This is a genomic window from Beijerinckia sp. 28-YEA-48 (genome assembly GCF_900104955.1).
In the GTDB taxonomy this organism is placed as follows: domain Bacteria; phylum Pseudomonadota; class Alphaproteobacteria; order Rhizobiales; family Beijerinckiaceae; genus Terripilifer.
This window is the reverse complement of record NZ_FNSI01000001.1, coordinates 5338132-5362349: the sequence shown is the minus strand read 5'-3', so window position 1 is coordinate 5362349 and position 24218 is coordinate 5338132. Positions and strand designations below refer to the sequence as shown.

Below are 24218 nucleotides of genomic sequence, written 5' to 3'. Positions count from 1 at the left end.
ACGCAGGTATAGCTAGCGCCACAGCCCGTGGAAATGATGCACGGGCCCATGGCCGGCGCCGATCTGCAATTGATCGGCAGCGCGCAGTGCGGCGGTCAGATAATCCTTGGCGCTGGCCGTCGCCTCGAACAACGACTGGCCCTTGGCCAATTGCGCGGCGATGGCCGACGACAGCGTGCAGCCGGTGCCATGGGTGTTCTTGGTTTCGACCCGGCGGGCACGCAGCACGCGCACATCGGCGCCATCAAACAGCACATCCTCGGCATATTCGCCGCCGAGATGACCACCTTTGACGAGAACAGCCGGCGCACCCTGCCCGTGCAGAACCCGCGCCATTTTTTCCAGGCCCGCCGTGTCGTGTGGCTCCGCCTCACCGCTCAGGCGCACCGCCTCGGGAATGTTGGGCGTGATCACCCTCGCCAGCGGAAACAGATGCCGCTTCATCGCCTCGATCACATCGGGCGCACCGAGCGAAGCGCCGCTGGTGGCCACCAGCACCGGATCGAGCACGATATTGCGCGCGCCATGGTGCTTCAGCCGATCGGCGACCATTTCAACCACCGCGCCCGAGGCGAGCATGCCGATCTTCACCGCATCGACGCGCACGTCGGTGAAGATGGCGTCGATCTGATCGGCGACAAAGCTCGGCGGCGGCACATGCACGCCGGAAACGCCACGCGTGTTCTGCGCCGTCAATGCGGTCAATACCGCCATGCCGTAGCAACCCAAAGCCGAGAACGTCTTCAGATCGGCCTGAATGCCGGCGCCGCCCGACGGATCGGACCCAGCCACCGACAACACATGTGCAATCATAACCCTCAAATCCTGCGTTGGGCGACGCGACGCCGCCGTCGTAATACGATGGGGAGGAACACCAGGCGAACGAGCCCCCAGCCTGCCACCGCCCCTGCCGCCGTAGTGATCGCGCCTTCGCTGGTCAATGGCACGGCCGGCTCGAAATCATCCATGGCGCGACGCGCCACCTCCTGATCGAAATTGCTCATCATGACGCCGATGCGGGCCAGCGGGCCTGCGCCAGCATATTCGATCAATTGCTGGCGCAGACGCACCAGCCGCGCGCTGTTTTCCTGCATATGCGCGCCCTGCTGGCGCACCAGCTCGTCCGCATTGGTCTTCATGCGGGCGATGCCCTCTTCCCGCGACAGATTGAGCCGTCCCGCGTCAGCATCGAAGGCGACGAGAATGCGCGACAGTTCGTCGATCGCGCCACCAAGCCGCTGCCGATACTGCTGCGAAAATTCCGGCAGTTGCGACGTTAGCAGGCCAGCGGCAAGCGCAACCGCCAGCGCGAAATATCGCAGGATCATGAAAGGCCTCCGCGCCCGCCGTCAGCCGCCACACGCCTCATTAGGCGTGCTTATGGCCCTTATTGTTTTCGGCGTATTGGCGCAGCTGATCCGGATTGGCCTCGCGCTGAAAACGGCCGCGCCATTCTTCATAGGGCATGCCGTAGACGTAAGTGCGCAGATCTTCCTTGCCGAGCCCGAGATGGCGCTCGTCGGCCGCATCCTTCAGCCAGTTCGACAGGCAGTTGCGGCAAAAGCCGGCGAGATTCATCATGTCGATGTTCTGCACGTCGGTCCGTTCGCGCAGATGCTCCACAAGCCGACGGAACGCCGCCGCTTCCAACTCCGTCCGGGTTTTTTCGTCGATATTGAGCATTTTCATCTCCAACGCGCCGCCCTCCGCGCCGGCCGGCGCAAAAGGCGGTCGCGACAGATATAGTCATCCCGGGCCTGGGATTGCCAGCCCAACCCGCTTCGGCTGAAGTCCAATTTCAACCCTAAGGTTCAAACCGTGGCTTAGCCCTTGGGTTCCATATTGGCGATCTTCACGTAGCGGCCCCAATCCTTGATGTCCTGCAACATCAATTTCTGGGCCTCGTCCGGGCCGATAATGAAGGGATCTGAGCCGAATTCGGCCAGCCACTTCTTGGTTTCGGGCTTTTCGGCCATCTGCAGGAAGGCCTTGCTGATCTGCGCCTTGATGGGCTCCGGCACACCCTTGGGCACGGCCACGCCCCACCATCCCACCACATCGACGCCGGGGACACCGCTCTCGTTCATGGTCGGAATATCGGGCGCGGTCGACATCCGCTCCTTGGAACTGAGCGCCAGCACACGCATCTTGCCATTGCGATGGAACGGCATGGCGAAGATCGGATCATAGCTCATGAAATCGATATTGCCGCTCTCCAGATCATTCACCGAGTCAGCCGCCGTCCGATACGGCACTTCGACCATTTTCAGTTTCAGAATGTCCTTCATCAACGCAGCCGCCACCTGGCCTGTCGGCGCCGTCGTGCCATAGCTCGCCTTATCGCCCTTCTGCTGCAGGGTCTTGATCAGATCCTGCAAGGTTTTATGCGGGCTGTTGGCGCCGACCGTCACGGTGAACGGCAGACGGCAGACGCTGGCCAGCACATCGAAAGCCTTGGTGGCGTCGTAGCCTGGATCCTTGAACAGCGACATATTCGCTGCGATGGCGCTCGGCGCGTGAATGAGAATCGTATAGCCGTCGGGCTTGGCCCGGGCGGCGAAATTGATTGCCAGATTGCCGCTGGCGCCCACCTTGTTCTCGACGATCACCGTACCGCCCAGAAACGGCCGCATGTTTTCAGCGAAATAGCGGGCGAAAACATCGGCGCCGCTGCCGGCGGGAAACGCGCAAATGACACGCACTTCGCGCGCCGGATATTTTTCCTGCGCCGAAACCGAAGTTCCGAACGCCGAGGCCGCCAGCAGCGCCGCGCTTGAACCCAGTACATCGCGACGCGTCGGTCCAGCCGATTCCATAGCCAGTTTGCTGTGCATGATCACCCTCCCATGATGGCGCAACGGTTTCAGCGATCGTTTGCGCTTGATCGCCGCTAGATTGCCGACAATCGCGCGAGGGGGCAAGCGGCCAAAGGCGAACCAAGTGAGACGCGAAATGGGCAGCCCAGGGAGAATAGGGAGGGATATCGCCACCTTGCCATAGCCATGGCCGGGCGATAGGCATCCCCCCATGTCATAGATCAAGGAACCGGGATCGATGCCTGTTTACGCCATCAATGAATATCGCCCCACGGTCGCCGACCCGAAACGCTGCTGGATCGCGCCGGGCGCCGTGGTGATCGGCCGGGTTCGCCTTGGCCTCGATGTTGGCATCTGGTTTGGCGCCGTGCTGCGCGGCGATACCGATCTGATCGAGATCGGCGATGGCACCAATATCCAGGACGGCTCGATCCTGCATACTGATCCCGGCCTGCAATTGCGCATCGGCGCCAATTGCACCATCGGCCATCGGGTGACCCTGCATGGTTGCACCATCGGCCCCAACACCCTGATCGGCATGGGCGCAACGATCCTGAACGGCGCCAAAATCGGCGCCAACTGCCTGGTCGGGGCGGGCGCTTTGGTGACCGAAGGCAAGGAATTCCCAGACAATTCCCTGATTGTCGGCTCGCCGGCCAAGGTCGTGCGCACGCTCGACGAAAAGGCCCTCGCCGGCATGGAACGGAACGCCAAGGGCTATATCGCCAATTGGCAACGCTACGCGGCCCAATTGCAGGAATGCGAACCTGCCACGGAATCTGGCACATAGCTGGCATCCCCGGAGCGAATTGCGGTGGCGCGGTCTTTGCCCTAAAGAGCGCCGCGCAAGGGGAAACAGCCGGTTGGCAGGGCAGATCACCCCAGAATGACCAAGAACGAATAACCAAGAACGACAATGCTGGAGTCTTGAGTGCAAAAGTACAAAATCATTATTGCCGGCGCCGGTCTCGGCGGCCTGACGGCGGCCTGCGTGCTGCTGCAAGCTGGTCACGATGTCGAAATCTACGAACAGGCGCCAGCGCTCGGCGAAATCGGCGCGGGCATTCAAGTCAGCGCCAATCCGATGCATGTGCTGCGTCATATCGGCGTTGGCGACGAGATCACCGCCGTTGGCGTCAGCCCCGGCGCTTATGTCTTCCGCCTGCATGACACTGGCGAGATCATCCAGCGCTTCTCGCTGTCGAAAGAGCATGAGGCGATGCATGGCGCACCTTACACCCAGCTGCATCGCGCCGATCTGCATGAAATTCTCGCAGCCCGCGCCCGCCAGCTGAAGCCGGACGTGGTGCATCTCAACACCCGCGTCAAATCCTTCACGGAAACGGCCGAGGGTGTCGAACTGCACTTCGAGGACGGCACCTCCGCCAAGGGCGATATCCTCATCGGCGCCGACGGTCTCAAATCAGTGGTGCGCGCCCAGTTGTTTGGCGCCGCGCCCGCCATCTACACTGGCGATGCCGCCTGGCGCATTCTCGTGCCGGTCGAAAAACTACCGAAGGATTTCCTCGAGCCGGTGATGTCGGTCTTCATGGGCCCCAATGGCCATGCGGTCTGCTATTACCTGCGCTCAGGCACCCTGATGAACTTCGTCGGCATCGTCGAAACCGACGACATCTCCGAGGAATCCTGGACCGTCCGTTATCCCTGGGAAAGTCTGAAAGCCGACTTTGCCGGCTGGCATGAAGCGATCCAGACCATCATCGACACCGCCGACAAGGACCAGTGCTTCCGCTGGTCGCTGTTCGGCCGGCCGCCGACCATGAACTGGAGCTCGAAGCGCGTCACCTTGCTCGGCGATTCCGTCCATCCGACCCTGCCCTATCTCGCCCAGGGCGCCGCCATGGCGATCGAGGACGGCGCGATCCTGATGCGGGCGCTGGAACAAGAGCCGGACCTCGCTAAGGCTCTACAGGTCTATCAGCGCAACCGCGCCGAGCGGACGGCGAAAATCGTCACCCAGTCGACCGATAACCGCCGCCTGTTCCATCTGCCGTCCCAGGACGCCATTCGCGCCGAATTCTCCAAGCGCGATGAGGGCAACGACCGCAATCGCTGGCTGTATTCGTACAATCCGCTGACCGTGCCGTTGGTCTAGAGCAAATCACGTTTCGGTAGAAACGTGATTTTGCTTAGATCCTCGATATTTGGACGCGTCTTCATGGCGCTCGACGATTCCGTCGAGCTGTGAAACGCTATAGTAAAAACAACGGTGAAATGGGCCGCCTGACGACCCATTTCGCCATTTTGTCATCACCGAGCCCGTACAGGAACCTCCACGCGCAAGCAGCGTTTGGGTTTCGGTGCGGGCTTGCTTACATTTAGCCCAATGAGAAAGCGCGGCGCACGGTTGGTGGTGCGGCGCAAACTCCAACAATCGGAGACTTCATGAGCTGGCATGCTGGAAACGACCCTGTGGCGGGCGACCCTCATTCCTGTGACGCGCTGGAACTGGTGATTGTGCCACGCGCCCGCGACATCGGCGGCTTCGATGTGCGGCGCGCGCTGCCGCACGGCAAGCGCCAGATGGTTGGCCCCTTCATTTTCTTCGACCAGATGGGCCCAGCGCAATTCACCGCCGGCCATGGCATCGACGTGCGGCCGCATCCTCATATCGGCCTCGCCACCGTCAGCTATCTGTTCGACGGTTCGATCATGCATCGCGACAGCGAAGGCAACGAACTCGAGATCACGCCCGGAGCCATGAACCTGATGACCGCCGGCCGTGGCATCGCCCATTCGGAACGCTCGCCTGAAAACCTGCGTGCGGGCACCCACAGTCTCTCGGGCATTCAAAGCTGGGTGGCCCTGCCCGAAGGCTTCGAGGAGATTGATCCAAGCTTTCAGCATTTCGCCGCGCAAGTGTTGCCGCGCGTTTCGGAGAAAGGCGTTGAAACACGCATCATCGCCGGCCGCGCCTACGGCCAGGCCTCGCCGGTCAACACGCTCTCGGACTGGTTCTATGTCGAGGCCATCCTCACCGCTGGTAGCTCTCTGCCGCTTGATGCCGACTACGAAGAGCGCGCGATCTATGTGGTCGAGGGCGAGATCGACGTTGCCGGCGAACGCTTCGAATCCTCGCGCCTGCTGGTCTTCCGCCCTGGCGGCAAGATCACCATTCGCGCTGCGACCAATGCGCGGCTGATGTTGCTCGGTGGAACCGCCATGAACGGACCGCGTTATATTTGGTGGAATTTCGTCTCCTCGAGCAAGGAGCGCATCGAACAGGCGAAGGAAGATTGGAAGCGCGGACAATTCGCGCCGGTGCCGCACGAAACAGAGTTCATACCACTGCCCGAGTGACGCCTGGCCGGTGGTTTGGAAGCAGGTTGCATTCCGAACTGCCGCTCGGCAACGCGGCGAAGCTAACCCATCGTGCCTCAGGCATGGTGGGCTCGCCGTGAAGGCTGGGAGACTATGGACGACTTGAAGACGAGCTCGGCGAACCAAGAAAAATCTGAAACCCCGCCGATCATTCGCAACTTCTTTTCCCTTTCAGGTGGATTTTGGCGCGGCGAAAGCGCACTGCGCGCCTGGACACTCACCTTCCTGGTGGTCGCCAGCCAACTTGCCCAGATCGGCGGCCAAGTCGGGCTTAATGCCTGGAATCGTATCTTCTTCGATGCGCTTGAGCATAAGAGCCTGCCCGACGTCTGGGTCGCCATCGCCTGGGTACCTTTCGTTGTGATCGGCATTGCCGCCTCCGTTTCGGCGCTGGTGGTCACACGCATGTTGTTTCAAACACGCTGGCGCGAATGGCTGACCAATCACATCGCCGGCTGGTGGATCGCCGATCAGCGCTATTACCGCCTCGGCTTCGTCGCCCCCAACCAATCGGCACCCGAATATCGCATTGCCGACGACGTACGCCTCGCCATCGAACCCTTGGTCGAATTGGCCCTCGGCCTGTTCAGCGCGCTCATCACCGCGGCGACCTTCGCCGCCATTCTGTGGCAGGTGGCGGGTTCTGCTCAACTCACGCTCGGCACGTCAACATTTGACATTCCCGCCTATATGGCGATCGCAGCCGTGATTTACGCAGCGATTGCCTCGACCGCTGCTTATGTGGTCGGCAAGCCCTTGGTGCCCTGGGTGATGGCCAAGAACGAAGCGGAAGCCCAGTTCCGCGCCGAGATGACGCGCCTGCGTGAAAATGCCGAAAGCATCGCGCTGATTCGCGGCGATAAAGATGAGCTTGGATCGGTGAAGTCGTCCTATGCCGATGTCGTCACCGCCTGGCTCAACATCATTCGCCAACAGGGCGTCATCGCCATCGTGCTCAACACCAATGGCGGCCTGTTCCCGATCGTTCCCTTGCTCCTGGTCGTGCCAAAATATCTCGCTGGCGATTTATCCCTCGGCGCCGTGATGCAGGTCGTCGCCGCGTTCAATGCCGTCCAGGGCGCGCTCGTCTGGTTTGTCGACAATATCGTTCGCTTGGCCGAATGGTATGCATCGGCCGGACGCGTCAGCGAACTTGGCCGCGCACTCAATGAAATCGATCTCGGCGCCGACATGGAAGGCGAGAACAGGATCGAACTGGGCGTCAGCGATGACGGCGCAATCCATCTCAACAATCTCTCCATTGCCGATCTTGCTGGACGCGTCGTCATCAAGGATGCATCCACGCGAATCGAGATTGGTGAGAAAGTGCTCGTCACCGGCGAAAGCGGATCGGGTAAAAGCACACTGATACGCGCCATGGCCGGCCTCTGGCCATGGGGGTCGGGCTCCATCAAAGTGCCCCTCAATGTCACCATCGCCTTCGTGCCGCAAAAGCCCTATCTGCCGTTGGGAACATTGCGCGAAGCCCTGGTCTATCCCAGCGAAGGAACGACCATCGGCGACGACGTGATCCACGCGGCCATGAAACGCTGCGGCCTGAGCTATTTGAGCAAACGTCTCGACGAGCCCGATATGCGCTGGGACCAGACCTTGTCGGGCGGCGAACGCCAACGCGTCGCCTTCTGTCGCTTGCTGATCCAGAAACCGCAGATCATCATCATGGATGAAGCAACATCGGCCCTCGACGAAGAAAGCCAGGAATCGCTGCTGTCCCTGCTGCGGGAAGATCTGGCCGAGGCCACCGTTCTCAGTGTCGGACACCGCACCGGCATCGAGGAATTTCACGACCGGAAGATCGTGCTCGAAAAGCGCAACGTCGGCGCACATATGACATCGCGAAAACTGCCACGCAAAATCATACGGCTCTTCCGCCGCTCAAAGGGGAGCTGAATTTCCGCCACGGTGGACGCAAAAATCTCAACTCAGCGCGCGTAATCCCTGCCGGATCTCGTCGGGCGCGATGGCGCCGAGAAGTTTTTCAACCTCGGCGTGCTTCTTCTCCCAAACCGGTACGGCGGCGGCTAGTGTATCGAGCCCAAGCGCCGTCAGCTTCAACAGACGGCTGCGCCGATCATCAGGGTCCTGGACAATGTCGACCAAGCCGCGCCGCTCCAGCGGCTTCAGTGCCGCCGTCAATGTGGTGCGGTCCATGGCGAGGAAATGCGCCACGGTGCCCATGGACGCAGGCTCGGGCCTGTTCAGCGACATCAGCAACGAGAACTGACCATTGGTGAGGCCATACGGCCGCATCGCTTCATCGAATACGCGCGCCAGCACGCGCGCCGCCTTTTGCGCGTGAAAACACAAGCACGTGTCGCGCACATGCAACGTGGTCGCATAAGGCACCGGCGAAGATTTCGTTGCGGATTTCATCATGACGTCGGCGATACCCAGGTTGACCTTGCGGAATAATGTTGATATCAACCTTTATACACCACACAAGGGAGAGGGACAATGGCCAACCACCCTGTCGTCTCACGCGCGGAATGGCTCAAGGCGCGCGAAGCGCTGCTTCTGCGCGAAAAGGAACACACCCGCGCGCGCGATCAGCTGAACCAGGAACGCTTGGCCCTGCCCTGGGTGAAAGTCGACAAGACCTACACATTCGACACGCCGACCGGCGGCAAATCCTTGGCCGATCTCTTCGACGGCCGCAGCCAGCTCATCGTCTATCATTTCATGCTCGGCCCCGACTGGACCGCCGGCTGTCCTGGCTGCTCTTTCCTCGCCGATCATCTCGATGGCGCGCGGCAGCATATCATCCATCACGATGTCAATCTGATCGCCGTATCACGCGCGACGCTTCCCCAGATCGAGGCCTATCGCAAGCGCATGGCATGGAAGTTCCCCTGGGTTTCTTCCAATGGTAACGACTTCAACTCCGACTATCATGTTTCCTTCACACCTGAGGAACTCGCCAAGGGACACATCTATTATAATTACGAAACGATCGGCTCCGACCGTGGCCACGACGAACTGCCCGGCCTGAGCTGTTTCGCCAAAGGCGAGAACGGTGAGGTCTTCCACACCTATTCGAGCTATGCGCGCGGCATGGAGGAGGCCATCGGCTCCCTAATGCTGCTCGATCGCGCGCCGAAGGGCCGCAATGAAGCTTCGACCATGAACTGGGTGCGCCGCCACGACGAATATGAGGCCAACGCCAAAGCGTCATGCTGTGCGTGATAAAATCTAAGAGTGCAAAGGTGGGAGTAGCCAATGTCTGAGTGGAACGGAAAATTCTGCTGGTATGAACTGATGACCTCCGACCTGCCGGCGGCGCGCAAGTTCTACAGCAACGTCATCGGCTGGACGGGTCAAGACGCCGGCCAACCCAACATGGACTATTGGCTGATGTCGGCTGGCGACGCGATGGTGGCCGGCATGATGACTTTGCCGAAAGAAGCCTGCGATCAAGGCGCCAAGCCCGGCTGGGTCGGCTATATCGCCGTCGACGATGTCGATGCCATGGCGGCCAAGGTGAAGAGCAAAGGCGGTACGATCTATCGCGCGGCCGAAGATATTCCCGGCATCGGCCGTTTCTCCATCGTCGCCGATCCGCAGGGCGCGGCTTTCGTCCTGTTCAAGGGCCAGGGCGAGGCGCCGCCTCCGCCGCCACGCAGCACCCCAGGCCAGGCCGGCTGGCGCGAGCTCTATGCCAACGATCATGTCGCCGCGCTCGATTTCTATGGCGATCTGTTCGGCTGGACCAAGGCCGACAGTGTCGACATGGGCGCCATGGGCACCTACCAGCTCTTCGCCATCGGCAGCGAACCGATGGGCGGCATGATGAACAAGATGCCGGAAATGCCGGCGCCCTATTGGAACTATTATTTCAATATCGAAGGCGCCGATGCCGGGGCGGAACGCGTCAAGGCAGCCGGCGGCCAAGTCCTGATGGGACCGATGGAAGTGCCCGGCGGTGACTGGATCGTCCAGGGCCTCGACCCCCAGGGCGCGCTGTTCAGTCTGGTCGCCCCAAAAAAATGACCCCGATAAGCTCGCGCGCCAGATTGTAATAGTATAACAATCGAACCGTGACTGTGCTGGCAACCGAATTGGGTCTGACCGAGGGCCGGAATCTCCCCGATTCCGGCCAGCGTAACTGCTTGACCGGACTGGCGTTTGTGGTGGCGTTCGCGGCCCATGGCGCGGTGATCGCGGGCCTCGCCAATTATGCGCCCGAGGTGTCCCTGCCGCCGATCGCCATCGATCTGGTGCCGCCAGCCGACATCACCGCTAATCTGGCCCCCGCGCAGGAGCAGCAACAGGCACAAGAGGCGAGCCAGGAAGCCGCTCAAGAAACGCCACAAGAAACGCCCGCCGAGCCGCCGCAGGAAGCCAAGACCGAGCCAACGGAAACACCCCCGCCAGAGCCAGAGCAGCAAACCGCGGCTTTGCCCGAACCACCCACGCCCGTCATGCCACCGGCGCCGGAGCCAGCCATCACGGCGCCGCCCGTGGTGCGCGAAACACCCAAGCCGCCGCCCAAGCCACAGGCCGCCAAACCCGTGGCTAAACCCAAGCCGGAACCGAAGGTCGCGGCCAAGCCGAAGGAACACCCGAAAGCCGAGCCACCAGCGGCGGCCCGCAGCGCGGCGCGCCCCTCCCCGGCAGCGGGCGTGGCGACCGCCAATCGCGCCGCCCAGAGCGGCATGTCGAGCGCGGCCTATGCCTCGCTCGTGGCGGCGGCGCTCAACCGGCTGAAGGTCTATCCGGCGGCGGCGCGCCAGAGCGGCGCCGCCGGCTCCGTTGGCGTCTCTTTCACCATCGGCGCCGGTGGGCGCGTCACCAGTTCGTCCATCCGCTCTTCAGGCAATGGCCTGCTCGATGCCGCCGTCCGGCAAATGCTGGCCAGCCTGCAGGTGCCGCCGCCCCCCGGGGGCACCTTCCGCACCGGCACGACGATCAGCTTCAGTCTGCGTTGATCACCGCTCCGAACGCGGCAGCGACCACGGCGCCAGCCATTTCTGCAGCAAGACCATCAGCTGGAAAAAGCCCAGGCTGATCGCGACCAAAATCGCCAGCGATGCGAAGCTATGGTTGATCTTGAAGAACGATGTCGAGAACATGATCATATAGCCGAGGCCTTTCTCAGCCGCGACGAACTCCGCCACCACCGCGCCCACCACCGACAAGGTCGTTGCGATCTTCAATGCGCTGAAAATATAAGGCAGCGCGAACGGCAAACGGATCTGCGTATATTCGCGCCAACGACTGGCGCGCAGCGACCGCGACAATTCGATCAGCTCTTCCGGCGTTGCCAGCAGGCCAGCCGTCGTCGTCACGACGATCGGGAAGAAGGTGATCAAAAAGGTGATGACCACGCGCGGCAGATCGGACGCCCCCAAGGTGACGACGATGATCGGCGCGACCGCCACGATCGGCATCGAGTGCACGACGACGATCAGCGGATAAAGCGTGCGCGACAGCAGTTTCGACGACGACAAAGCAATGGCGAGCGGGATCGAGATCGCCACCGCCGCGAGATAGCCCATGACCGCGACCCGCACTGTCGCCCAGGCATGGCCCAGCCATAGATCGACAGAAATCTCACGCGCGCCCATGACGATGGCGCTCGGCGGCGGCAGCAGAAAGCTCGGCACGCGGAACAGCCGGCAGCCGCCTTCCCAGACGATCAACAGCGCCATGAAGGCGAGCAGCGGCGCGAAACGGTACGCCAGCGCGGCGAAGTTGAAAGCGGATGCCTCCTTGCGCGGCTCCGCCTCAGGCGGCGCGACGGCTGAAGAGGCTGGCGCGGATGTGGTTGGCGAGAGCATTGAACTGGGGATCCGACAATGAGGCAAGGGAACGCGGGCGCGGCACGCGCACATCGAGCACTTCGCGCACCGCGCCAGGGCGCGGCGTCATGACGATGATGCGATCGGCCAAAAGAACGGCCTCCGGAATGGAATGGGTGATGAACAGCACCGTCTTCGGCTTTTCGGCCCAGATGCGCATGAGCTCGAAACTCATCTCATCGCGTGTCAAAGCATCGAGCGCCGAGAATGGCTCATCCATCAACAGAATATCGGGATCAAGCAGCAGGGCGCGGGCGATGGCCACACGCTGCTGCATGCCGCCGGACAATTGATCGATCCCGGCGCCGGCGAACGCCCCGAGCTCGACCAACTCCAACAATTCCCGCGCCCGCGTCCTCTCCGCCTCGGTGACACGCCCATATTTATGCCGCATCGGGAAGGTGACGTTGTCGAGCACATTGTACCAGGGCAGCAAGGTCGGCCGCTGGAACACGATGCCGATCTCATCGCGCGGTTCGCTGACCTTCATGCCGAAGATTTCGACGCTGCCGCTGATCGGAAACACCAGTCCGGCCAGCAGGCGCAGCAAGGTCGACTTGCCGCATCCCGACGGGCCGAGCACCGCGACGAATTCATGTCGGCCGATATCGAACGACAGATTGTCGAGCGCCCGCACCCGGCCGCCATCATCGCGCGTGAAGTCCTGCACCACATTGCGAAAGCGAATGACCGGATCATCCATCGCCATTATCCAATCATCCCGCGCATCATCGTCCGCGCCTTACTGGAGAAACGACCGATCGACCGTCTTTTCCGGATCGACCTTGTCGAGCGGAATGTTCTGCGACTTCGCCGTCCATTCCCAGGTCGTGGCCAAGCGTTTCGGCTCCAAAGTGCCAAGCCCTTCCGCCTTGGTGATCGCATTGTCGAGCAGCGGCACGATCGTCAGGAACTGCTCTTCGACCAGCTTGGCGTCCATTTCCGGGAACTGCACTTTCATCGAGCGAGCGACGTCCTTGGGATCCGCCAGCGCCATCTGCGCCGCCTTCAGCCAGGCTTTCACGACCTTGCGCACCACCTCCGGCCGCTCCTTGATCGCCTTGTTGGAGGCGAAAACCGAATAGCCATAGCCATCGTAGCCATATTCCGACCACGGCAGCATCTTCAGCTTCTTGCCGGTTTCGTTCAGCGCCCGCACGAAGGGCGGCGAAGCGGTGGTCCAGTTGATCGTCGCATCGACCTGGCCCGTGGCGAGCATCGGCACCAGCGCCGCCGGATCGACTTTGATCAAGGTGATCTTCTTCTCATCAATGCCATTGTTGGCGAGGATCAACGGCCAGATCACGTTGGACGACGTGAACGTCGCCGTCGCCACTTTCTTGCCGACAAGATCTTTCAGTGAGGTCACACCCGATCCCTCAACCGTGAAGGTCGCATCGGGCTGCACGGGAAAGGCGCTGGCCACCACCGTGACCGGCACATCGCCCTGGGCCTTGGCCTGCAGGAAAGCCGCAAGGCCACCGCTGCCGACATCGGCCGTGCCAGTGGCGATGCGCGTCACCACTTCCGACGAGCCGCGCGCCGACTGAATGGTGACATCAAGCCCTTCGGCTGCAAACAGACCCTTCTCCAACGCATAGAAGGGAATGGCCTTGTCACCGCCCGGCAGCCAGTCGTTCATATAAATAACCTTCTCGGCCGCGTGCGCACCGGCGCCAGCACCAAGAACAACAGTCGCCGCGACAAGATGGCGAACGACAGCACTGACCACAGCCTGGATCATGGATGACTCCTTTGAAAGATGGAAAGCAACGCACGTGCCAGCGTCGCTGGCGCAGCAACCGTCATGTCGTCACGCTGAAAGGCAGCGCGCCGCTTTTCTCGATCTCGGCCCAGGGCGTGCGCGGGCCGACGCGACAATTGACGCGGAAAATATTGCCTTCCGGATCTTCGAGTACCGCCTGGCGGGCGTTGTAATAGGTATCGTAGGGCGCTTTGACGACCAGCCCACCCGCACCGACCACGCGCGCCGCCGTGGCATCGACCATCGCGGCCTCGCTGACTTCGATGGTGAAATAGGCGCGCACCGGCGCGCGCACCTCGGCTTGCCCATCGTCTTGCCGATCGGCGATGCCCAGCAGCTCATAGGCCTGCGGCGCATTGAACCCGAGCTCGATACCATGCGCATCGAGGCAGCGGTAGATCGGCGAACGATGCGCCTCGATCTCAGGAAAGCCGAACAGGCTTGTATAAAACGCCGCGAGACGATCGGGCTCGCGCGCCAGAATGTTGACATAAGCGATGCGCGCGCGGGGGCTCATGACACAGCCTTCGGCGCATAGCCATAGGAACGTCGGAACATTTCCGCCATATGATCATAGGCCGTACAGGCTTCGAACCGGCGCGGATGCGCCTCGGTGATGCTGCCCGGCACCGCATCGATCAGCGCATCGGGGCGCGCCGTGTAAAAGAACGGTGCCGAATAGCGATCCTGCCCGCTGCGATTGTTTTTCACCCGATGAAAGTTCGAATTGTAGAGTCCGTTGGTCCAGCGCGCCATGAGGTCGCCGAGATTGATGACGAAGGAGCCTTCCACCGGCGGCGCTTCAATCCACGCGCCGGCGGCGTTGCGGACCTCAAGCCCGCCCGTCGCATCCTGCGCCAGGATGGTCACGCCACCCCAATCGGTGTGGGCGCCGGCGCCAATCTGGTTGAACAGCGCCTGCGCCGGCTGCGGCGGATATTTGATCAGCCGCACGGTGCCCGACGGCATATCGAAGGACGATGCAAACCAATCGGCAGGCAGATAGAGCGACAATGCCAGCAAAGCAAGCAGCCGATCGCCCAACGCCCGCATCTGCGCCCAATAACTAACCATATGTGCGCGAAATTCCGGCAGCTCGTCCGGCCATTGGTTGTGGCCAAAGTTACGGATGCGTTTGATCGCCCAAGGGTGATCGTCCGGCAGCTCCATGCCGCAATAGAAACTTTCCTTGAGATCCGGCGGCGCCGCTTCCGCCTTGTCGTCCTGGCTGTCGAGCACTTGGCCACCGATCGGCTCGTAACCCGCCGTCGTCGGAGACTGCTTCATATGGATCGCCATCTTGCGCTCAAGCGGCAGATCGAAAAACGCTTTAGCGAATTGAAAGTGCTGCGCCACCAGCGCCGCCGATACGCCATGACCGGTGATGTAGAAGAAACCGGTCTCACGACAGGCGCGATGGATATCCCAGGCAACCGCCCTCTCACCGGCTTCGTCTCCGGCTCGCGACAGATCGATCAAGGGAATGGACTGCGGGGCTTTCGGCGGTTCGTAGAGATGCATTCGGTGTCCTGATGGCTGATGCCAAAACACACCACGGCCTTCGGCCAGCGCCCATCAGCGCTCGGCATATGTCGCGATAAGCCGCTGCTTATGCCGGCGTTTCGCGAGCTTATGCTTGGCAGCGAACCATTCGTGTCTCGATTGGCATCGCAAATGCATAATGATTCCAAACGAGGCACGGAGACCGGACCATGAGCGTACTGGGACGACGGGAACTCGACATTCGCCTACTGCGCGTCTTGCAGCTGCTGCTGCAGGAACGCAGCGTTTCCCGCGTCGCCGACCGGCTCGGCCAGAGCCAGCCAGCCGTCAGCGCCACCTTGCGTCAACTGCGCGAAATCATTGGCGATCAGCTCTTGGTGCGCAGCGGCAACAGCCTGGTGCCGACCGCCCGCGCCGTCGAAATATCCGACACGGTCGATGCAACGCTTGCCGGGTTTGAGCAGATCGCCACCTGGCGTGACGAGATCCAGCCCAAGATCGCCCGCCGCCATGTACGCATCGTCGCTTCAAATGGCCTGTCGGTGCTGTTCGTGCCGCGCCTGGTCGAATTGCTGCGAAAAGAAGCACCCGGCGTCCAACTGGAATTCTGCAGCGTGCCGGGAGACGGCACGCTGTCGCGCCGCCTCGAAAGCGGCGAAGTCGATCTCATCATCGGCAACTGGCCTTCGCCCGCGGAAGATCTGCGTATCGCGCCCCTGATGGAAACCGACATCGTCTGCATGACGCGATCGTCCCATCCGCTCGCCAAGAAAGCCGCCATCGACCTTGATGACTATATGGAACAAGCACATGTTTCGCCGACACCGACAGCGGTGATGCATTGGAGCCCGATTGACGGCCGGCTGGCGCAGATGCATCGCCAGCGCAACATCGCCATTTCCGTTCCCGAATATTCGATGATCCCCTACGTGCTGTCGCGCGCCGACCTGCTGTTCACCACCGCCAGGCCGTTCGCCGAACATCTCGCCTCCTTCATGCCGTTTTCTATCCTTGGCGCACCACCGGAGCTGGGGCGGATGAAATTCTATATGCTGTGGCACGAGCGGGCCCATAATTCCGCTTTCGAACGTTGGCTGCGCGACATGGTTCGCAAGGTTGCGGCTGAAATCCGCGCCATTGACACGCCGCCGGCCATTCAGCCCGCCTTGCATAAGTCTCCGGTGATGGCCCCCATAATGGCGCAGCAGATGGCGGCTCACGGGCGCAAGGCCTTTACTCCCAGATGAAGGCTGCGGCAGCCAATCGGCATGGCCAGGCCCCACAGCACTAATCTGGAGCCTCTTCAATGCTGGTGACGAAACAGAATGTTTTCCGCAAATTCTGGTACGCGACCGTCGCGGTCGAGTCCCTGAAGGACGGGCCGAAGCCATTCGTTCTGCTCGGCGAAAAGCTGGTGATCTTCCTTGATGCGCAGGGCAAGACCGGCTGCCTGGAGGACCGCTGCTGCCATCGCACCGCGAAACTATCGAAAGGCTGGATGAAGAACGGCAATCTGGTCTGCGGTTATCACGGTTGGGAATATGATCGCGACGGCAATCTCGTTGCCATTCCGCAGTTTCCACCCGAACAGGCGCTACCCGACTGCAAGGTGAAGGGCTATCGCACGGCGGAACGTTACGGCTACGTGTGGGTCGCTCTTGAGGAACCACTCCAGCCGATCCCCGAATTCGAGGAAGAAAGCCTGCCCGGCTGGCGCCGCATCCACCAGTTCTATGACGTATGGCAAACCTCGTCGCTGCGGCTGATGGAAAACTCCTTCGACAATTCCCATTTCGCCTTCGTTCACAAAGGCACGTTCGGCGACATCAACCAGCCCAAGCCGGAGAAATACGAGATCACCGAGAAGGACTGGGGGTTTGAGGCGGAAACCATCGTCACCGTCGTCAACCCGCCCCATGCGGTGCGTGTCACCGGCAGCAACGAACCTTATACCAAGCGGCACATGCGCAACCGCTGGTTCGTGCCCTTCTCGCGCCGGCTCGACATGGAATATCCTTCCGGCCTGCGTCACATCATCATGAATTGCGCCACGCCGATCGACGACAAATCGATCCAGGTCGTCCAGATCCTGTTCCGCAACGACGACGAAGCGAGCTGCACGACCCAGGAGTTGATCGACTGGGATGCGGCCATACTGGTCGAAGACCGCGAAATCCTCGAATCGACCTCACCTGACGCCATCGTCGACATGAGCCGACGCATAGAAATGCACATGCCGTCTGATCGGCCGGGCATGATCATGCGCCGTCGCCTGCTCGACCTGATGAAGGAACATGGCGAAGAGGAAGTCCCGGCCTGATCTGCCGGTCCCTTTCAACGCAAAAGGCGGGGCCAAGCCCCGCCTTTATTCATGAATTCTTGCCGGCAAAATCAATGGTGCTGTAACGCAGCCTCGACCTCGGATGTGACAGCTGCCACCTCGAACGGCCGCATCCAGGTGCGATAGACGAGGCGGATATATTTCTCCTCGTCGTAAGGCGTGGCCGAATGCAGCGTGCCGACATCATTCCAAATCAGGCAGTCGCCCGCGCGCCATTTATGGGCATAGACAAATTGCGGCTGGGTACAATGATCCATCAGTTCCTGGACCAGCGCCCAGCTCGCCTCCTCCTCCATGCCATCTATGCGCTTGGTCGATCCATTAGTGATAAAGAGTGACTTGCGCCCATCCACATCGCTTTTCACCACAATCGGATGGATGACATCCTGCATCCGCGCCAACTCCTCCGGCGACAGCGCCGAGCGGCTGTACTTCAGAATCAGATGCGCGCGGTTATGGACGATACTGAGCTTTTCCAATTCCGCCTGGCGCTCAGCTGGCAGAGCCTCGAAAGCAGCCGCCGCATCGGCGATCAGCGTATCCGAGCCTTCGTCCGGGCATTCGACGCCATAGAGCATGGTACGCAGTCCAAGCTTCGCATAGGTCGTGCCATCAGTATGCCAATTGCGACCGGCGTCGCGCACGCCGATATATTTTCCATCTACTTTCTTGTTCGACAGGATCGAGATGCCGGGGAAATCCGGATGCGGCCCGGTATAATTTTGCGGACTGACGCGACCGAGCCGGCTGGAAACCTCCATGACCTGCGCGGGGCTGAGATCCTGATTCCGGACGACGACGACCGCCTGACGCCGACAGATCTCATCGAACGCCAGCAGTTCCGCTTCACGCGCGGTCGGTAAATCGAGATCGAGAATCTCGACGGCAAACCCATCCTTCAGCCATTGCGTCTTCAGGTCTGGTAAATCCGCGGCCATCGCGGCCTCCTTTCCAAGGGGAATTGAGCTTCAAACGGCAAGAATCTCGACAAGCATCCCGGCAGCCCCGACCGATGAGTCCAGCTCATCCTTGCTATCGCCACCACACGCATCATGATCGTGCCCGACACGCGGTCCCATGGGATAAGCCTTATAGAACGCATAAGACGGCGATTATCGGCACGCGCTGGCTAGAATTCAGACGCCTCACGTCATTCTTCAATTTCTATCGCACGCGCGCTGTGGATCATTTCAAAGCTGCGACTGCCTTCTTTCTGGGCTGCTCGGCTGAGATCCGCATGCGTTGCGCGCAACAGGCTGCATCGCTGAGCAGGATAGGCAGTCACATCTTCCTGCATGAGATCAAGCTTATGGGTCGCATAAGGCCGCGATTATTGGCGCATCTCGTGCTTGCGTGAATGATGCGGAACGTTCGTCGCTCAGGCCCCCATGCAATTGAGGTACATGATGTTGATGACGCAGGAACCGATGCTCAGGCGCTTCTGGCATTGCCTGTTTCCCGTTTCCGATCTCACAGAAAAGCCGCAGCCATTCCGTCTCCTTGGCGAAGACATCGTCGTCTGGAAGGATCTCGATGGAAAACCTCATGCGGTGCAAGACCGCTGCCCGCATCGCACCGCCAAACTCTCGCTCGGCACTCTTGAGAACGGCCACATCGTCTGCCCCTATCACGGCTGGGCCTTTGACGGCGAAGGCACCTGCAAACTGATCCCGCAAGAAACCACGCCCCGCCAGCGCGCCATCCGTGCCCGCGCCTACCACTGCGCCGCGCGCTATGGCCAGGTCTGGGTCTGCCTCGACGAACCAGCCTTCGATATCCCCACCGTCGCATCCTATGGCGATCCAAGCTTCCGCCAGGTTTTCGAATTCTCCGAGGATTGGGCCTGTGCGCCGCTGCGCATCATGGAAAACGAGTTCGACGCCGCGCATCTCTCGTTTGTGCATGCCACCAGCTTCGGCAGCACCGATCCCGTTCCAAACCTGCCAATCATCGAGATCCTGGACGATGGCTTCGTGGCGCGCAGCCGACCGGCCGTGCGCAATCCCGAAGGGCTGCGTGTCTCCCTACACACAACCGAAGCGACGACCGTGCGCATGACCACCGGCCGCTATTACGTGCCGTTCTTCCGGGTCACCGAGATCGCCTATCCCAACGGCTTGAAGAACATTCTGGTGACGGCGCTGACGCCGATCGGCGACCGCAACACGCGCTTCAACCAATTCGTTTTGCGCAACGACACGGAAGAGCAGGTCTCCACCGCCGAGGTGATCGCCTTCGACCGCATGGTGACGCTCGAAGACAAGGCCATCCTCGAATCGACCGATCCGAACGTGCCCTTCGAGTCCTCCGAAGGCGAGGAAGAACATATGGCCAGCGATCGTCCCGGCCTGCTGATGCGTAAGTTGATCCGCTCGATCTGCGACGATCTGCGGAGCAAATCGATGCCGCCCGTAGCCCAAGAAGTGACCGAAGAAACCGAGCTTGCCGGCGCTTGAGCGCCCAAAGGAGACAACGATGACAGGTTTGTTGACCCGGCGCGGAGCCCTCCTTGGTGGAGCAGGCATGGTCGCGGCGCCCTGGATTGCCCGCGCGCAGGAGGCCGTGCCGAAAGTCCGCTTCACCGCCGGCTGGTCGTTCCAGGGCGGCCAATCCTACATGCTGCGGGCCTCGCACGCGGGCTATTTCAAGGACGCTGGCGTCGACGTCTCCATCTCGCGCGGCTTCGGCTCGGGGCGCCTGCCTGTCGACATCGCCGGCGGTGTTTTCGATCTCGGCGCCGGCGAGATGAGCGCCACTTTGAAATTCATGGCGGAAAATCCGGACGCTGATCTCATCATCGTCGGCATTCTGGAGGACACCAATCAGGTAGCCATGACCGTCCTGGCCGATGGCCCTATCAAAACACCCAAGGATATCGAAGGCGGCACGCTCGCCGCGCCCGAATCCGACGTCGGCCGGCAGCTCTTCCCCGCCTATGCGAAATTCGCCGGCATCGATGTCAGCAAAGTCACCTGGCTCTCGGTCGCGCCCGAACTGCGCGAGCCGATGCTGGTGCAGAAACGCGCCGCCGGCGTCACCGGCAATGCCTCCAGTACGGCGTTGAGCCTGAAACGCATCGGCATCGATTTCCCGAAACAGCGCATCTTCTTCTATCGCGACGCTGGCTTGGATCTCTATTCCAACTGTTTCGTCGCCTCGCGCAAATTCGCCGAGCGCAATCCGCAAGCGCTAAAAGCCGCTTTGGCCGGCCTGTTCCGCGCCTATGTGGAATATTACCGCGACCCCACGGACTCGCTGAAAGTGCTCGTTACGGCCGAACCGCTGACCGATCTCAAGATCGAGACCGAGCGCGTCGATTACGTCAAGAAGATCATGCCGATCGGCAAGGGCATGAAGGAGAACGGCATTTCGGCGGTTGATCCGGAACGGCTCGGCCTCTGCATCCGCACCATCGAGGAAGCCTATGGCCTGCCCCAGCGCCTGACGCCGGAGCGTGTCTATACCGACGCTTATCTGCCGCCGGCCGCCCAGCGCATGATCTGACGGAGTGAAAATGGCAACACGGCCCTTTGTCGAAATCGATCGCGTCTGGATGCGCTATGCCGGCTCCGGCGGCACGCTGGCGCTGCGCAACACCTCTCTCTCGGTCGACAGGCAAGAATTCGTCGCCGTCGTCGGCCCCTCCGGTTGCGGCAAATCGACATTGATGCGCCTTGTCACCGGCCTGTGGCCGGCAAGCGCCGGCTCGGTCATCGTCGCCGGCAAAGAAGTGGATAAGCCGCTCTCCATCGCCGGCATGGCGTTTCAGAACCCGACCCTGTTGCCGTGGCGCACCGTTCTCGACAATGTCATGCTGCCGTTCGAAGTGGTCGATGCCCTGGCGGCGCGCCTGCGTAGGGATCGCGGACTTTATGAACAGCGGTGCCGCGAACTGCTCGATCTCGTCGGCCTGAAAGGGTTCGAGCACAAGAACCCCTGGCAATTGTCGGGCGGCATGCAGCAGCGCGCCTCGCTCTGCCGCGCCCTCGTCCACGAACCGCAATTGTTGATGCTCGACGAGCCCTTCGGCGCGCTCGATGTCTTCACCCGCGAGGATCTCTGGGGTGTGCTGCAAAACCTCTGGATGGCGCGGCGCCCCACCGTCATTCTCGTCACCCATGATCTGAGGGAAGCAGCCTTCCTCGCCGACCGCATCCTGGTGATGACCGCCCGGCCCGGCCGCATCATGATCGAGCGCAAGGTCGACCTACCACGCCCGCGCACCCAGCAGATGACCTACAGCAGCTATTTCCAGGACCTGGTTCAGGACCTGCGCGAACATATCGACCGCGCCCGCCATGGTGAGGAACTGGCCCATGCAGAGTGAAGCCGTCGCCACCCTCCTCGCCGAAGCGCCACCGATAAAATCGACGCCAAAATCACCATCCGCAACCGATGGCATGTTGGAAGGCGACTTTGCCCGCGATGCTGCGATCGTCGCCGCGGCGGTGCGGCGTCGGCGTCTCATGCGCTTGCTGCCCTGGCTCGTCATCGTCGCCATGCTGCTGCTGTGGGAAATCGGCGTGCGGGTCTTCGATGTGCCGGAATTCGTCCTGCCGGCGCCAAGCGTGGTGGCGCAGAGCATCGTCAAATGGTGGAGCCCGATCGTCTCCAATGCGCTGCAGACCCTCAAGACGACATTGATCGGGTTCGCCATGGCCAATGTTCTGGGCTTGGCGCTCGGCGTTCTCGTCGGCTCTTCGACCATGGTCTATCATGGGCTTTATCCGCTGCTGATCGCGTTCAACAGCATTCCAAAAGTCGCCCTGGTGCCGCTCCTGGTGATCTGGTGTGGCATCGGTACGCTGCCGGCCGTCCTCACCTCGTTTCTGATCAGCTTCTTCCCGATCACCGTCAATGTCGCCGCCGGCATCGCCACCGTGGAGCCGGAGCTGCGCGATGTGTTGCGCGCGCTCGGCGCCCGCCCGTTGAAGATCGTCCGCAAGGTCGGCCTTCCCCGCTCGATGCCGTATTATTTCGCCAGCCTGAAGATCGCCATCACCTCGTCCTTCCTCGGCAGCATTCTGGCCGAGACCATCGCCGGCCAAAGCGGCATCGGCCATCTGATGATCGTAGCGTCGAGCCGCTTCGACGTGCCGCTGGTCTTTGCCGGCGTCGTCGTCACGGCGGCGATGAGCGTCACCATGTATACGATAGCAACCCTCATCGAGACGCGCACGATCAGCTGGGCAACGCGCAGCCAGGGCGATCAGAGCGCGACCGGCGTCTGATCAGCTACGGAGAAGACTTCGTGCCCAGGCCGCAGCCTCGGCGGGCACGACATTGCGCTCGAACTCCCAGCCCGGCGACATCGTCGCGTCCAGCGCCATCTTCGTCGAAACGCCATCGCGCGAAGAGGGATCGAGCCGGTTGCAGAAGGCATCTGGCACCATGAACATGTCGCGATCAGCCTGAAAGCGCGTCGCCAGCGCCCAGAGCACTTCGCTTTCATCGAAGACGTTCACATCCTCGTCCACCGCCACCGCGAGCTTGATATAGGGATCAAGCCCCATCAGCAGCATCAAAGCCTGGCGCGCCTGGCCCTTCGCCATCTGCTTCATCGACATGTAAGCGTGAAAATGCGTGCCGGACTTGGGATAGTTTAGCGCGACCAGCCCCGGCACCATTTCCTTCAGCCGCAGGGCGACATGCGCCTCGCGGGCGCTGCGCCCCAGCAGTAGATGCTCGGCCGAATAGCCGGGAATGATGTCATGAAAGATCGGATCGGCACGTGAGGTGATCGCCTTGACGATAAAGACATTGCGCGTCGAGCGATCCGTCGCATAGCCGGTGTATTCGCCGTAAGGCCCCTCATCCTCGAATTCATCGGCGAGGATTTCGCCTTCCAGCACATATTCGGCGAAGGCTGGCACTTCGACATCGATCGTTCGGCATTTGACCAGCTGTACGGGCTGGCCCATCAGCGCGCCGGCGATGTCGAACTCGTCCACCTCCTTGGCGACTTTGGCGGCGGCGGCGAGATTGATGGCCGGATGAGCGCCGATCACCACGGCGACTTCGAGATTGCGCTTCAATTCACGCGCCCGCGCCAGATGTTCCCAGATGTGACCGCGCGAATGCAGGCTGGCGCCAAACCGGTTCGGCCCTTTCAACTGCAAGCGTTGATAACTGAGATTGCGCACGCCCGTATCGGGATCCTTGCAGACGAGAATGCCGGAGCCGATGTAGCGACCGGCATCCTTTTCGAAATGCCGGCTGATCGGTAGTTGGCCTACATCGAGAGCAGCACCTTCGACCACCACCTCTTGCACCGGCCCCTTCGCGATGACGACCGACGGCAGCGGCTGCCCTTGTGCCTGGCTCCACGCCGCGTTGAAACCACCTGGCGCCGCGCCAACCATGGCCGCGATGCGATCGCGGCAGCCAAACAGATTGGTGATCACCGGACCACGAAAACCGAGCGGCGCATCGAACCAGACCACGGGAGAGCGACCCTGCCGCTCAAGCTCGAGCACCAAAGCCGTCGGGTAATAGTCGAGATCGACGGGTTCGCTAATGCGCAACAGATTCTGCGCCGGCAGCGCCGCGAGCCAGCTCCGCAACGACAGCCTGTCCGGCGCGCCGGTGCCCTTCAATCGATCCAAGGTCAGCATCTCTCTCTCCCTTTGCTG

At 61.4% G+C, this 24218-nt stretch carries 25 protein-coding genes; 13 read left to right on the top strand and 12 right to left on the bottom strand.

The features are described 5' to 3' along the window. Positions 1–12 precede the first annotated feature (12 nt). From thiD to BLW50_RS25145, 4 genes are all read right to left on the bottom strand, one after another. Complete coding sequence (gene thiD / locus BLW50_RS25160; RefSeq protein WP_090707593.1) at positions 13–813, bottom strand: bifunctional hydroxymethylpyrimidine kinase/phosphomethylpyrimidine kinase; 801 nt, start codon at positions 811–813, stop codon at positions 13–15. Positions 814–818: 5 nt separating this feature from the next. Beyond that, positions 819–1328 (bottom strand): DUF2937 family protein, encoded by a 510-nt coding sequence (locus BLW50_RS25155; RefSeq protein ID WP_090707592.1) that lies wholly within the window; start codon positions 1326–1328, stop codon positions 819–821. A 40-nt stretch (positions 1329–1368) separates the two neighbouring features. After that, on the bottom strand, positions 1369–1683 hold the full coding sequence (locus BLW50_RS25150) for a DUF1244 domain-containing protein (protein WP_090709682.1): 315 nt from the start codon (positions 1681–1683) through the stop codon (positions 1369–1371). Between the two features lie 140 nt (positions 1684–1823). Continuing rightward, the gene (locus tag BLW50_RS25145; protein WP_170850345.1) at positions 1824–2834 is read right to left on the bottom strand and encodes a Bug family tripartite tricarboxylate transporter substrate binding protein; all 1011 of its coding nucleotides are present in this window, start codon (positions 2832–2834) and stop codon (positions 1824–1826) included. A gap of 220 nt (positions 2835–3054) precedes the next feature. Between BLW50_RS25145 and BLW50_RS25140 the strand changes: the two genes are divergently transcribed. The 4 genes from BLW50_RS25140 (at position 3055) to BLW50_RS25125 (ending at position 8069) form a co-directional block, all read left to right on the top strand. Continuing rightward, positions 3055–3606, top strand: coding sequence for a gamma carbonic anhydrase family protein (locus BLW50_RS25140; protein WP_090707590.1), 552 nt, complete (start codon positions 3055–3057; stop codon positions 3604–3606). 141 nt (positions 3607–3747) lie between these two features. Further along, complete coding sequence (locus tag BLW50_RS25135) at positions 3748–4932, top strand: FAD-dependent monooxygenase (RefSeq protein WP_090707589.1); 1185 nt, start codon at positions 3748–3750, stop codon at positions 4930–4932. 290 nt (positions 4933–5222) lie between these two features. Next, on the top strand, positions 5223–6137 hold the full coding sequence (locus BLW50_RS25130; RefSeq protein WP_090707588.1) for a pirin family protein: 915 nt from the start codon (positions 5223–5225) through the stop codon (positions 6135–6137). A gap of 114 nt (positions 6138–6251) precedes the next feature. After that, entirely contained in the window at positions 6252–8069 is a 1818-nt protein-coding gene (locus BLW50_RS25125) for an ABC transporter ATP-binding protein/permease (protein ID WP_090707587.1), read from the top strand. Positions 8070–8096: 27 nt separating this feature from the next. Here the strand turns inward: BLW50_RS25125 and BLW50_RS25120 are convergent, their stop codons facing one another. Further along, a complete protein-coding gene (locus BLW50_RS25120) occupies positions 8097–8552 on the bottom strand; it encodes a MarR family winged helix-turn-helix transcriptional regulator (protein WP_090709680.1) in 456 nt (151 codons plus the stop codon). Positions 8553–8633: 81 nt separating this feature from the next. Here BLW50_RS25120 and BLW50_RS25115 point away from each other — a divergent pair, with 81 nt between their 5' ends. The 3 genes from BLW50_RS25115 to BLW50_RS31145 are packed head-to-tail and all read left to right on the top strand — an operon-like array spanning position 8634 to position 11104. Then, on the top strand, positions 8634–9362 hold the full coding sequence (locus BLW50_RS25115) for a DUF899 domain-containing protein (protein ID WP_090707586.1): 729 nt from the start codon (positions 8634–8636) through the stop codon (positions 9360–9362). Positions 9363–9395: 33 nt separating this feature from the next. Further along, complete coding sequence (locus tag BLW50_RS25110; RefSeq protein ID WP_090707585.1) at positions 9396–10166, top strand: VOC family protein; 771 nt, start codon at positions 9396–9398, stop codon at positions 10164–10166. Positions 10167–10213: 47 nt separating this feature from the next. Further along, positions 10214–11104, top strand: a complete 891-nt coding sequence (locus tag BLW50_RS31145) for an energy transducer TonB (protein WP_244544382.1) — start codon at positions 10214–10216, stop codon at positions 11102–11104. On the opposite strand, the gene BLW50_RS25100 is transcribed toward BLW50_RS31145, so the two are convergent. The 5 genes from BLW50_RS25100 to BLW50_RS25080 all read right to left on the bottom strand — a co-directional run bounded on the left by BLW50_RS25100 (position 11105) and on the right by BLW50_RS25080 (position 15263). Continuing rightward, positions 11105–11956 (bottom strand): ABC transporter permease, encoded by an 852-nt coding sequence (locus BLW50_RS25100; RefSeq protein WP_090707584.1) that lies wholly within the window; start codon positions 11954–11956, stop codon positions 11105–11107. It abuts the gene before it with no gap. Beyond that, positions 11904–12686, bottom strand: a complete 783-nt coding sequence (locus BLW50_RS25095) for an ABC transporter ATP-binding protein (RefSeq protein WP_210186123.1) — start codon at positions 12684–12686, stop codon at positions 11904–11906. The genes BLW50_RS25100 and BLW50_RS25095 overlap by 53 nt, the downstream gene beginning before the upstream one ends. Positions 12687–12719: 33 nt before the next feature. Continuing rightward, entirely contained in the window at positions 12720–13721 is a 1002-nt protein-coding gene (locus BLW50_RS25090; RefSeq protein WP_090707583.1) for an ABC transporter substrate-binding protein, read from the bottom strand. 61 nt (positions 13722–13782) lie between these two features. Next, positions 13783–14259, bottom strand: coding sequence for a VOC family protein (locus BLW50_RS25085; protein WP_090707582.1), 477 nt, complete (start codon positions 14257–14259; stop codon positions 13783–13785). Beyond that, complete coding sequence (locus tag BLW50_RS25080; RefSeq protein WP_090707581.1) at positions 14256–15263, bottom strand: isopenicillin N synthase family dioxygenase; 1008 nt, start codon at positions 15261–15263, stop codon at positions 14256–14258. Before BLW50_RS25080 ends, BLW50_RS25085 begins: the two co-directional genes overlap by 4 nt. A gap of 191 nt (positions 15264–15454) precedes the next feature. Here BLW50_RS25080 and BLW50_RS25075 point away from each other — a divergent pair, with 191 nt between their 5' ends. Both BLW50_RS25075 and BLW50_RS25070 read left to right on the top strand, forming a co-directional pair. Then, on the top strand, positions 15455–16492 hold the full coding sequence (locus tag BLW50_RS25075; RefSeq protein WP_090707580.1) for a LysR family transcriptional regulator: 1038 nt from the start codon (positions 15455–15457) through the stop codon (positions 16490–16492). 59 nt (positions 16493–16551) lie between these two features. Continuing rightward, on the top strand, positions 16552–17565 hold the full coding sequence (locus BLW50_RS25070) for an aromatic ring-hydroxylating dioxygenase subunit alpha (protein ID WP_090707579.1): 1014 nt from the start codon (positions 16552–16554) through the stop codon (positions 17563–17565). Positions 17566–17636: 71 nt separating this feature from the next. On the opposite strand, the gene BLW50_RS25065 is transcribed toward BLW50_RS25070, so the two are convergent. Continuing rightward, positions 17637–18524: a TauD/TfdA dioxygenase family protein gene (locus BLW50_RS25065; protein WP_090707578.1), complete on the bottom strand. Its 888-nt coding sequence runs from the start codon at positions 18522–18524 to the stop codon at positions 17637–17639. Positions 18525–18992: 468 nt separating this feature from the next. Here BLW50_RS25065 and BLW50_RS25060 point away from each other — a divergent pair, with 468 nt between their 5' ends. The 4 genes from BLW50_RS25060 to BLW50_RS25045 are packed head-to-tail and all read left to right on the top strand — an operon-like array spanning position 18993 to position 22817. Further along, positions 18993–20042, top strand: coding sequence for an aromatic ring-hydroxylating dioxygenase subunit alpha (locus BLW50_RS25060; RefSeq protein WP_090709673.1), 1050 nt, complete (start codon positions 18993–18995; stop codon positions 20040–20042). 19 nt (positions 20043–20061) lie between these two features. Next, complete coding sequence (locus BLW50_RS25055) at positions 20062–21090, top strand: ABC transporter substrate-binding protein (RefSeq protein WP_090707577.1); 1029 nt, start codon at positions 20062–20064, stop codon at positions 21088–21090. A gap of 10 nt (positions 21091–21100) precedes the next feature. Further along, positions 21101–21913, top strand: coding sequence for an ABC transporter ATP-binding protein (locus BLW50_RS25050; protein WP_244544381.1), 813 nt, complete (start codon positions 21101–21103; stop codon positions 21911–21913). Continuing rightward, on the top strand, positions 21903–22817 hold the full coding sequence (locus tag BLW50_RS25045) for an ABC transporter permease (RefSeq protein WP_244544380.1): 915 nt from the start codon (positions 21903–21905) through the stop codon (positions 22815–22817). The genes BLW50_RS25050 and BLW50_RS25045 overlap by 11 nt, the downstream gene beginning before the upstream one ends. On the opposite strand, the gene BLW50_RS25040 is transcribed toward BLW50_RS25045, so the two are convergent. Further along, positions 22818–24200: a UbiD family decarboxylase gene (locus BLW50_RS25040; protein ID WP_090707576.1), complete on the bottom strand. Its 1383-nt coding sequence runs from the start codon at positions 24198–24200 to the stop codon at positions 22818–22820. Between the last annotated feature and the right edge of the window lie 18 nt (positions 24201–24218).

Bases quoted from the DNA above. Each gene is read 5' to 3' on its own strand.
- BLW50_RS25070 (WP_090707579.1), top strand. From the start codon at position 16,552: ATGCTGGTGACGAAACAGAATGTTTTCCGCAAATTCTGGTACGCGACC.
- thiD (WP_090707593.1), bottom strand. From the start codon at position 813: ATGATTGCACATGTGTTGTCGGTGGCTGGGTCCGATCCGTCGGGCGGC.
- BLW50_RS25125 (WP_090707587.1), top strand. From the start codon at position 6,252: ATGGACGACTTGAAGACGAGCTCGGCGAACCAAGAAAAATCTGAAACC.
- BLW50_RS25065 (WP_090707578.1), bottom strand. From the start codon at position 18,524: ATGGCCGCGGATTTACCAGACCTGAAGACGCAATGGCTGAAGGATGGG.
- BLW50_RS25095 (WP_210186123.1), bottom strand. From the start codon at position 12,686: ATGGCGATGGATGATCCGGTCATTCGCTTTCGCAATGTGGTGCAGGAC.
- BLW50_RS25040 (WP_090707576.1), bottom strand. From the start codon at position 24,200: ATGCTGACCTTGGATCGATTGAAGGGCACCGGCGCGCCGGACAGGCTG.
- BLW50_RS25100 (WP_090707584.1), bottom strand. From the start codon at position 11,956: ATGCTCTCGCCAACCACATCCGCGCCAGCCTCTTCAGCCGTCGCGCCG.
- BLW50_RS25110 (WP_090707585.1), top strand. From the start codon at position 9,396: ATGTCTGAGTGGAACGGAAAATTCTGCTGGTATGAACTGATGACCTCC.
- BLW50_RS25155 (WP_090707592.1), bottom strand. From the start codon at position 1,328: ATGATCCTGCGATATTTCGCGCTGGCGGTTGCGCTTGCCGCTGGCCTG.
- BLW50_RS25090 (WP_090707583.1), bottom strand. From the start codon at position 13,721: ATGATCCAGGCTGTGGTCAGTGCTGTCGTTCGCCATCTTGTCGCGGCG.
- BLW50_RS25130 (WP_090707588.1), top strand. From the start codon at position 5,223: ATGAGCTGGCATGCTGGAAACGACCCTGTGGCGGGCGACCCTCATTCC.
- BLW50_RS25055 (WP_090707577.1), top strand. From the start codon at position 20,062: ATGACAGGTTTGTTGACCCGGCGCGGAGCCCTCCTTGGTGGAGCAGGC.
- BLW50_RS25150 (WP_090709682.1), bottom strand. From the start codon at position 1,683: ATGCTCAATATCGACGAAAAAACCCGGACGGAGTTGGAAGCGGCGGCG.
- BLW50_RS25145 (WP_170850345.1), bottom strand. From the start codon at position 2,834: ATGCACAGCAAACTGGCTATGGAATCGGCTGGACCGACGCGTCGCGAT.
- BLW50_RS25045 (WP_244544380.1), top strand. From the start codon at position 21,903: ATGCAGAGTGAAGCCGTCGCCACCCTCCTCGCCGAAGCGCCACCGATA.
- BLW50_RS25140 (WP_090707590.1), top strand. From the start codon at position 3,055: ATGCCTGTTTACGCCATCAATGAATATCGCCCCACGGTCGCCGACCCG.
- BLW50_RS25060 (WP_090709673.1), top strand. From the start codon at position 18,993: ATGTTGATGACGCAGGAACCGATGCTCAGGCGCTTCTGGCATTGCCTG.
- BLW50_RS25085 (WP_090707582.1), bottom strand. From the start codon at position 14,259: ATGAGCCCCCGCGCGCGCATCGCTTATGTCAACATTCTGGCGCGCGAG.
- BLW50_RS25120 (WP_090709680.1), bottom strand. From the start codon at position 8,552: ATGAAATCCGCAACGAAATCTTCGCCGGTGCCTTATGCGACCACGTTG.
- BLW50_RS25080 (WP_090707581.1), bottom strand. From the start codon at position 15,263: ATGCATCTCTACGAACCGCCGAAAGCCCCGCAGTCCATTCCCTTGATC.
- BLW50_RS25050 (WP_244544381.1), top strand. From the start codon at position 21,101: ATGGCAACACGGCCCTTTGTCGAAATCGATCGCGTCTGGATGCGCTAT.
- BLW50_RS25115 (WP_090707586.1), top strand. From the start codon at position 8,634: ATGGCCAACCACCCTGTCGTCTCACGCGCGGAATGGCTCAAGGCGCGC.
- BLW50_RS25075 (WP_090707580.1), top strand. From the start codon at position 15,455: ATGAGCGTACTGGGACGACGGGAACTCGACATTCGCCTACTGCGCGTC.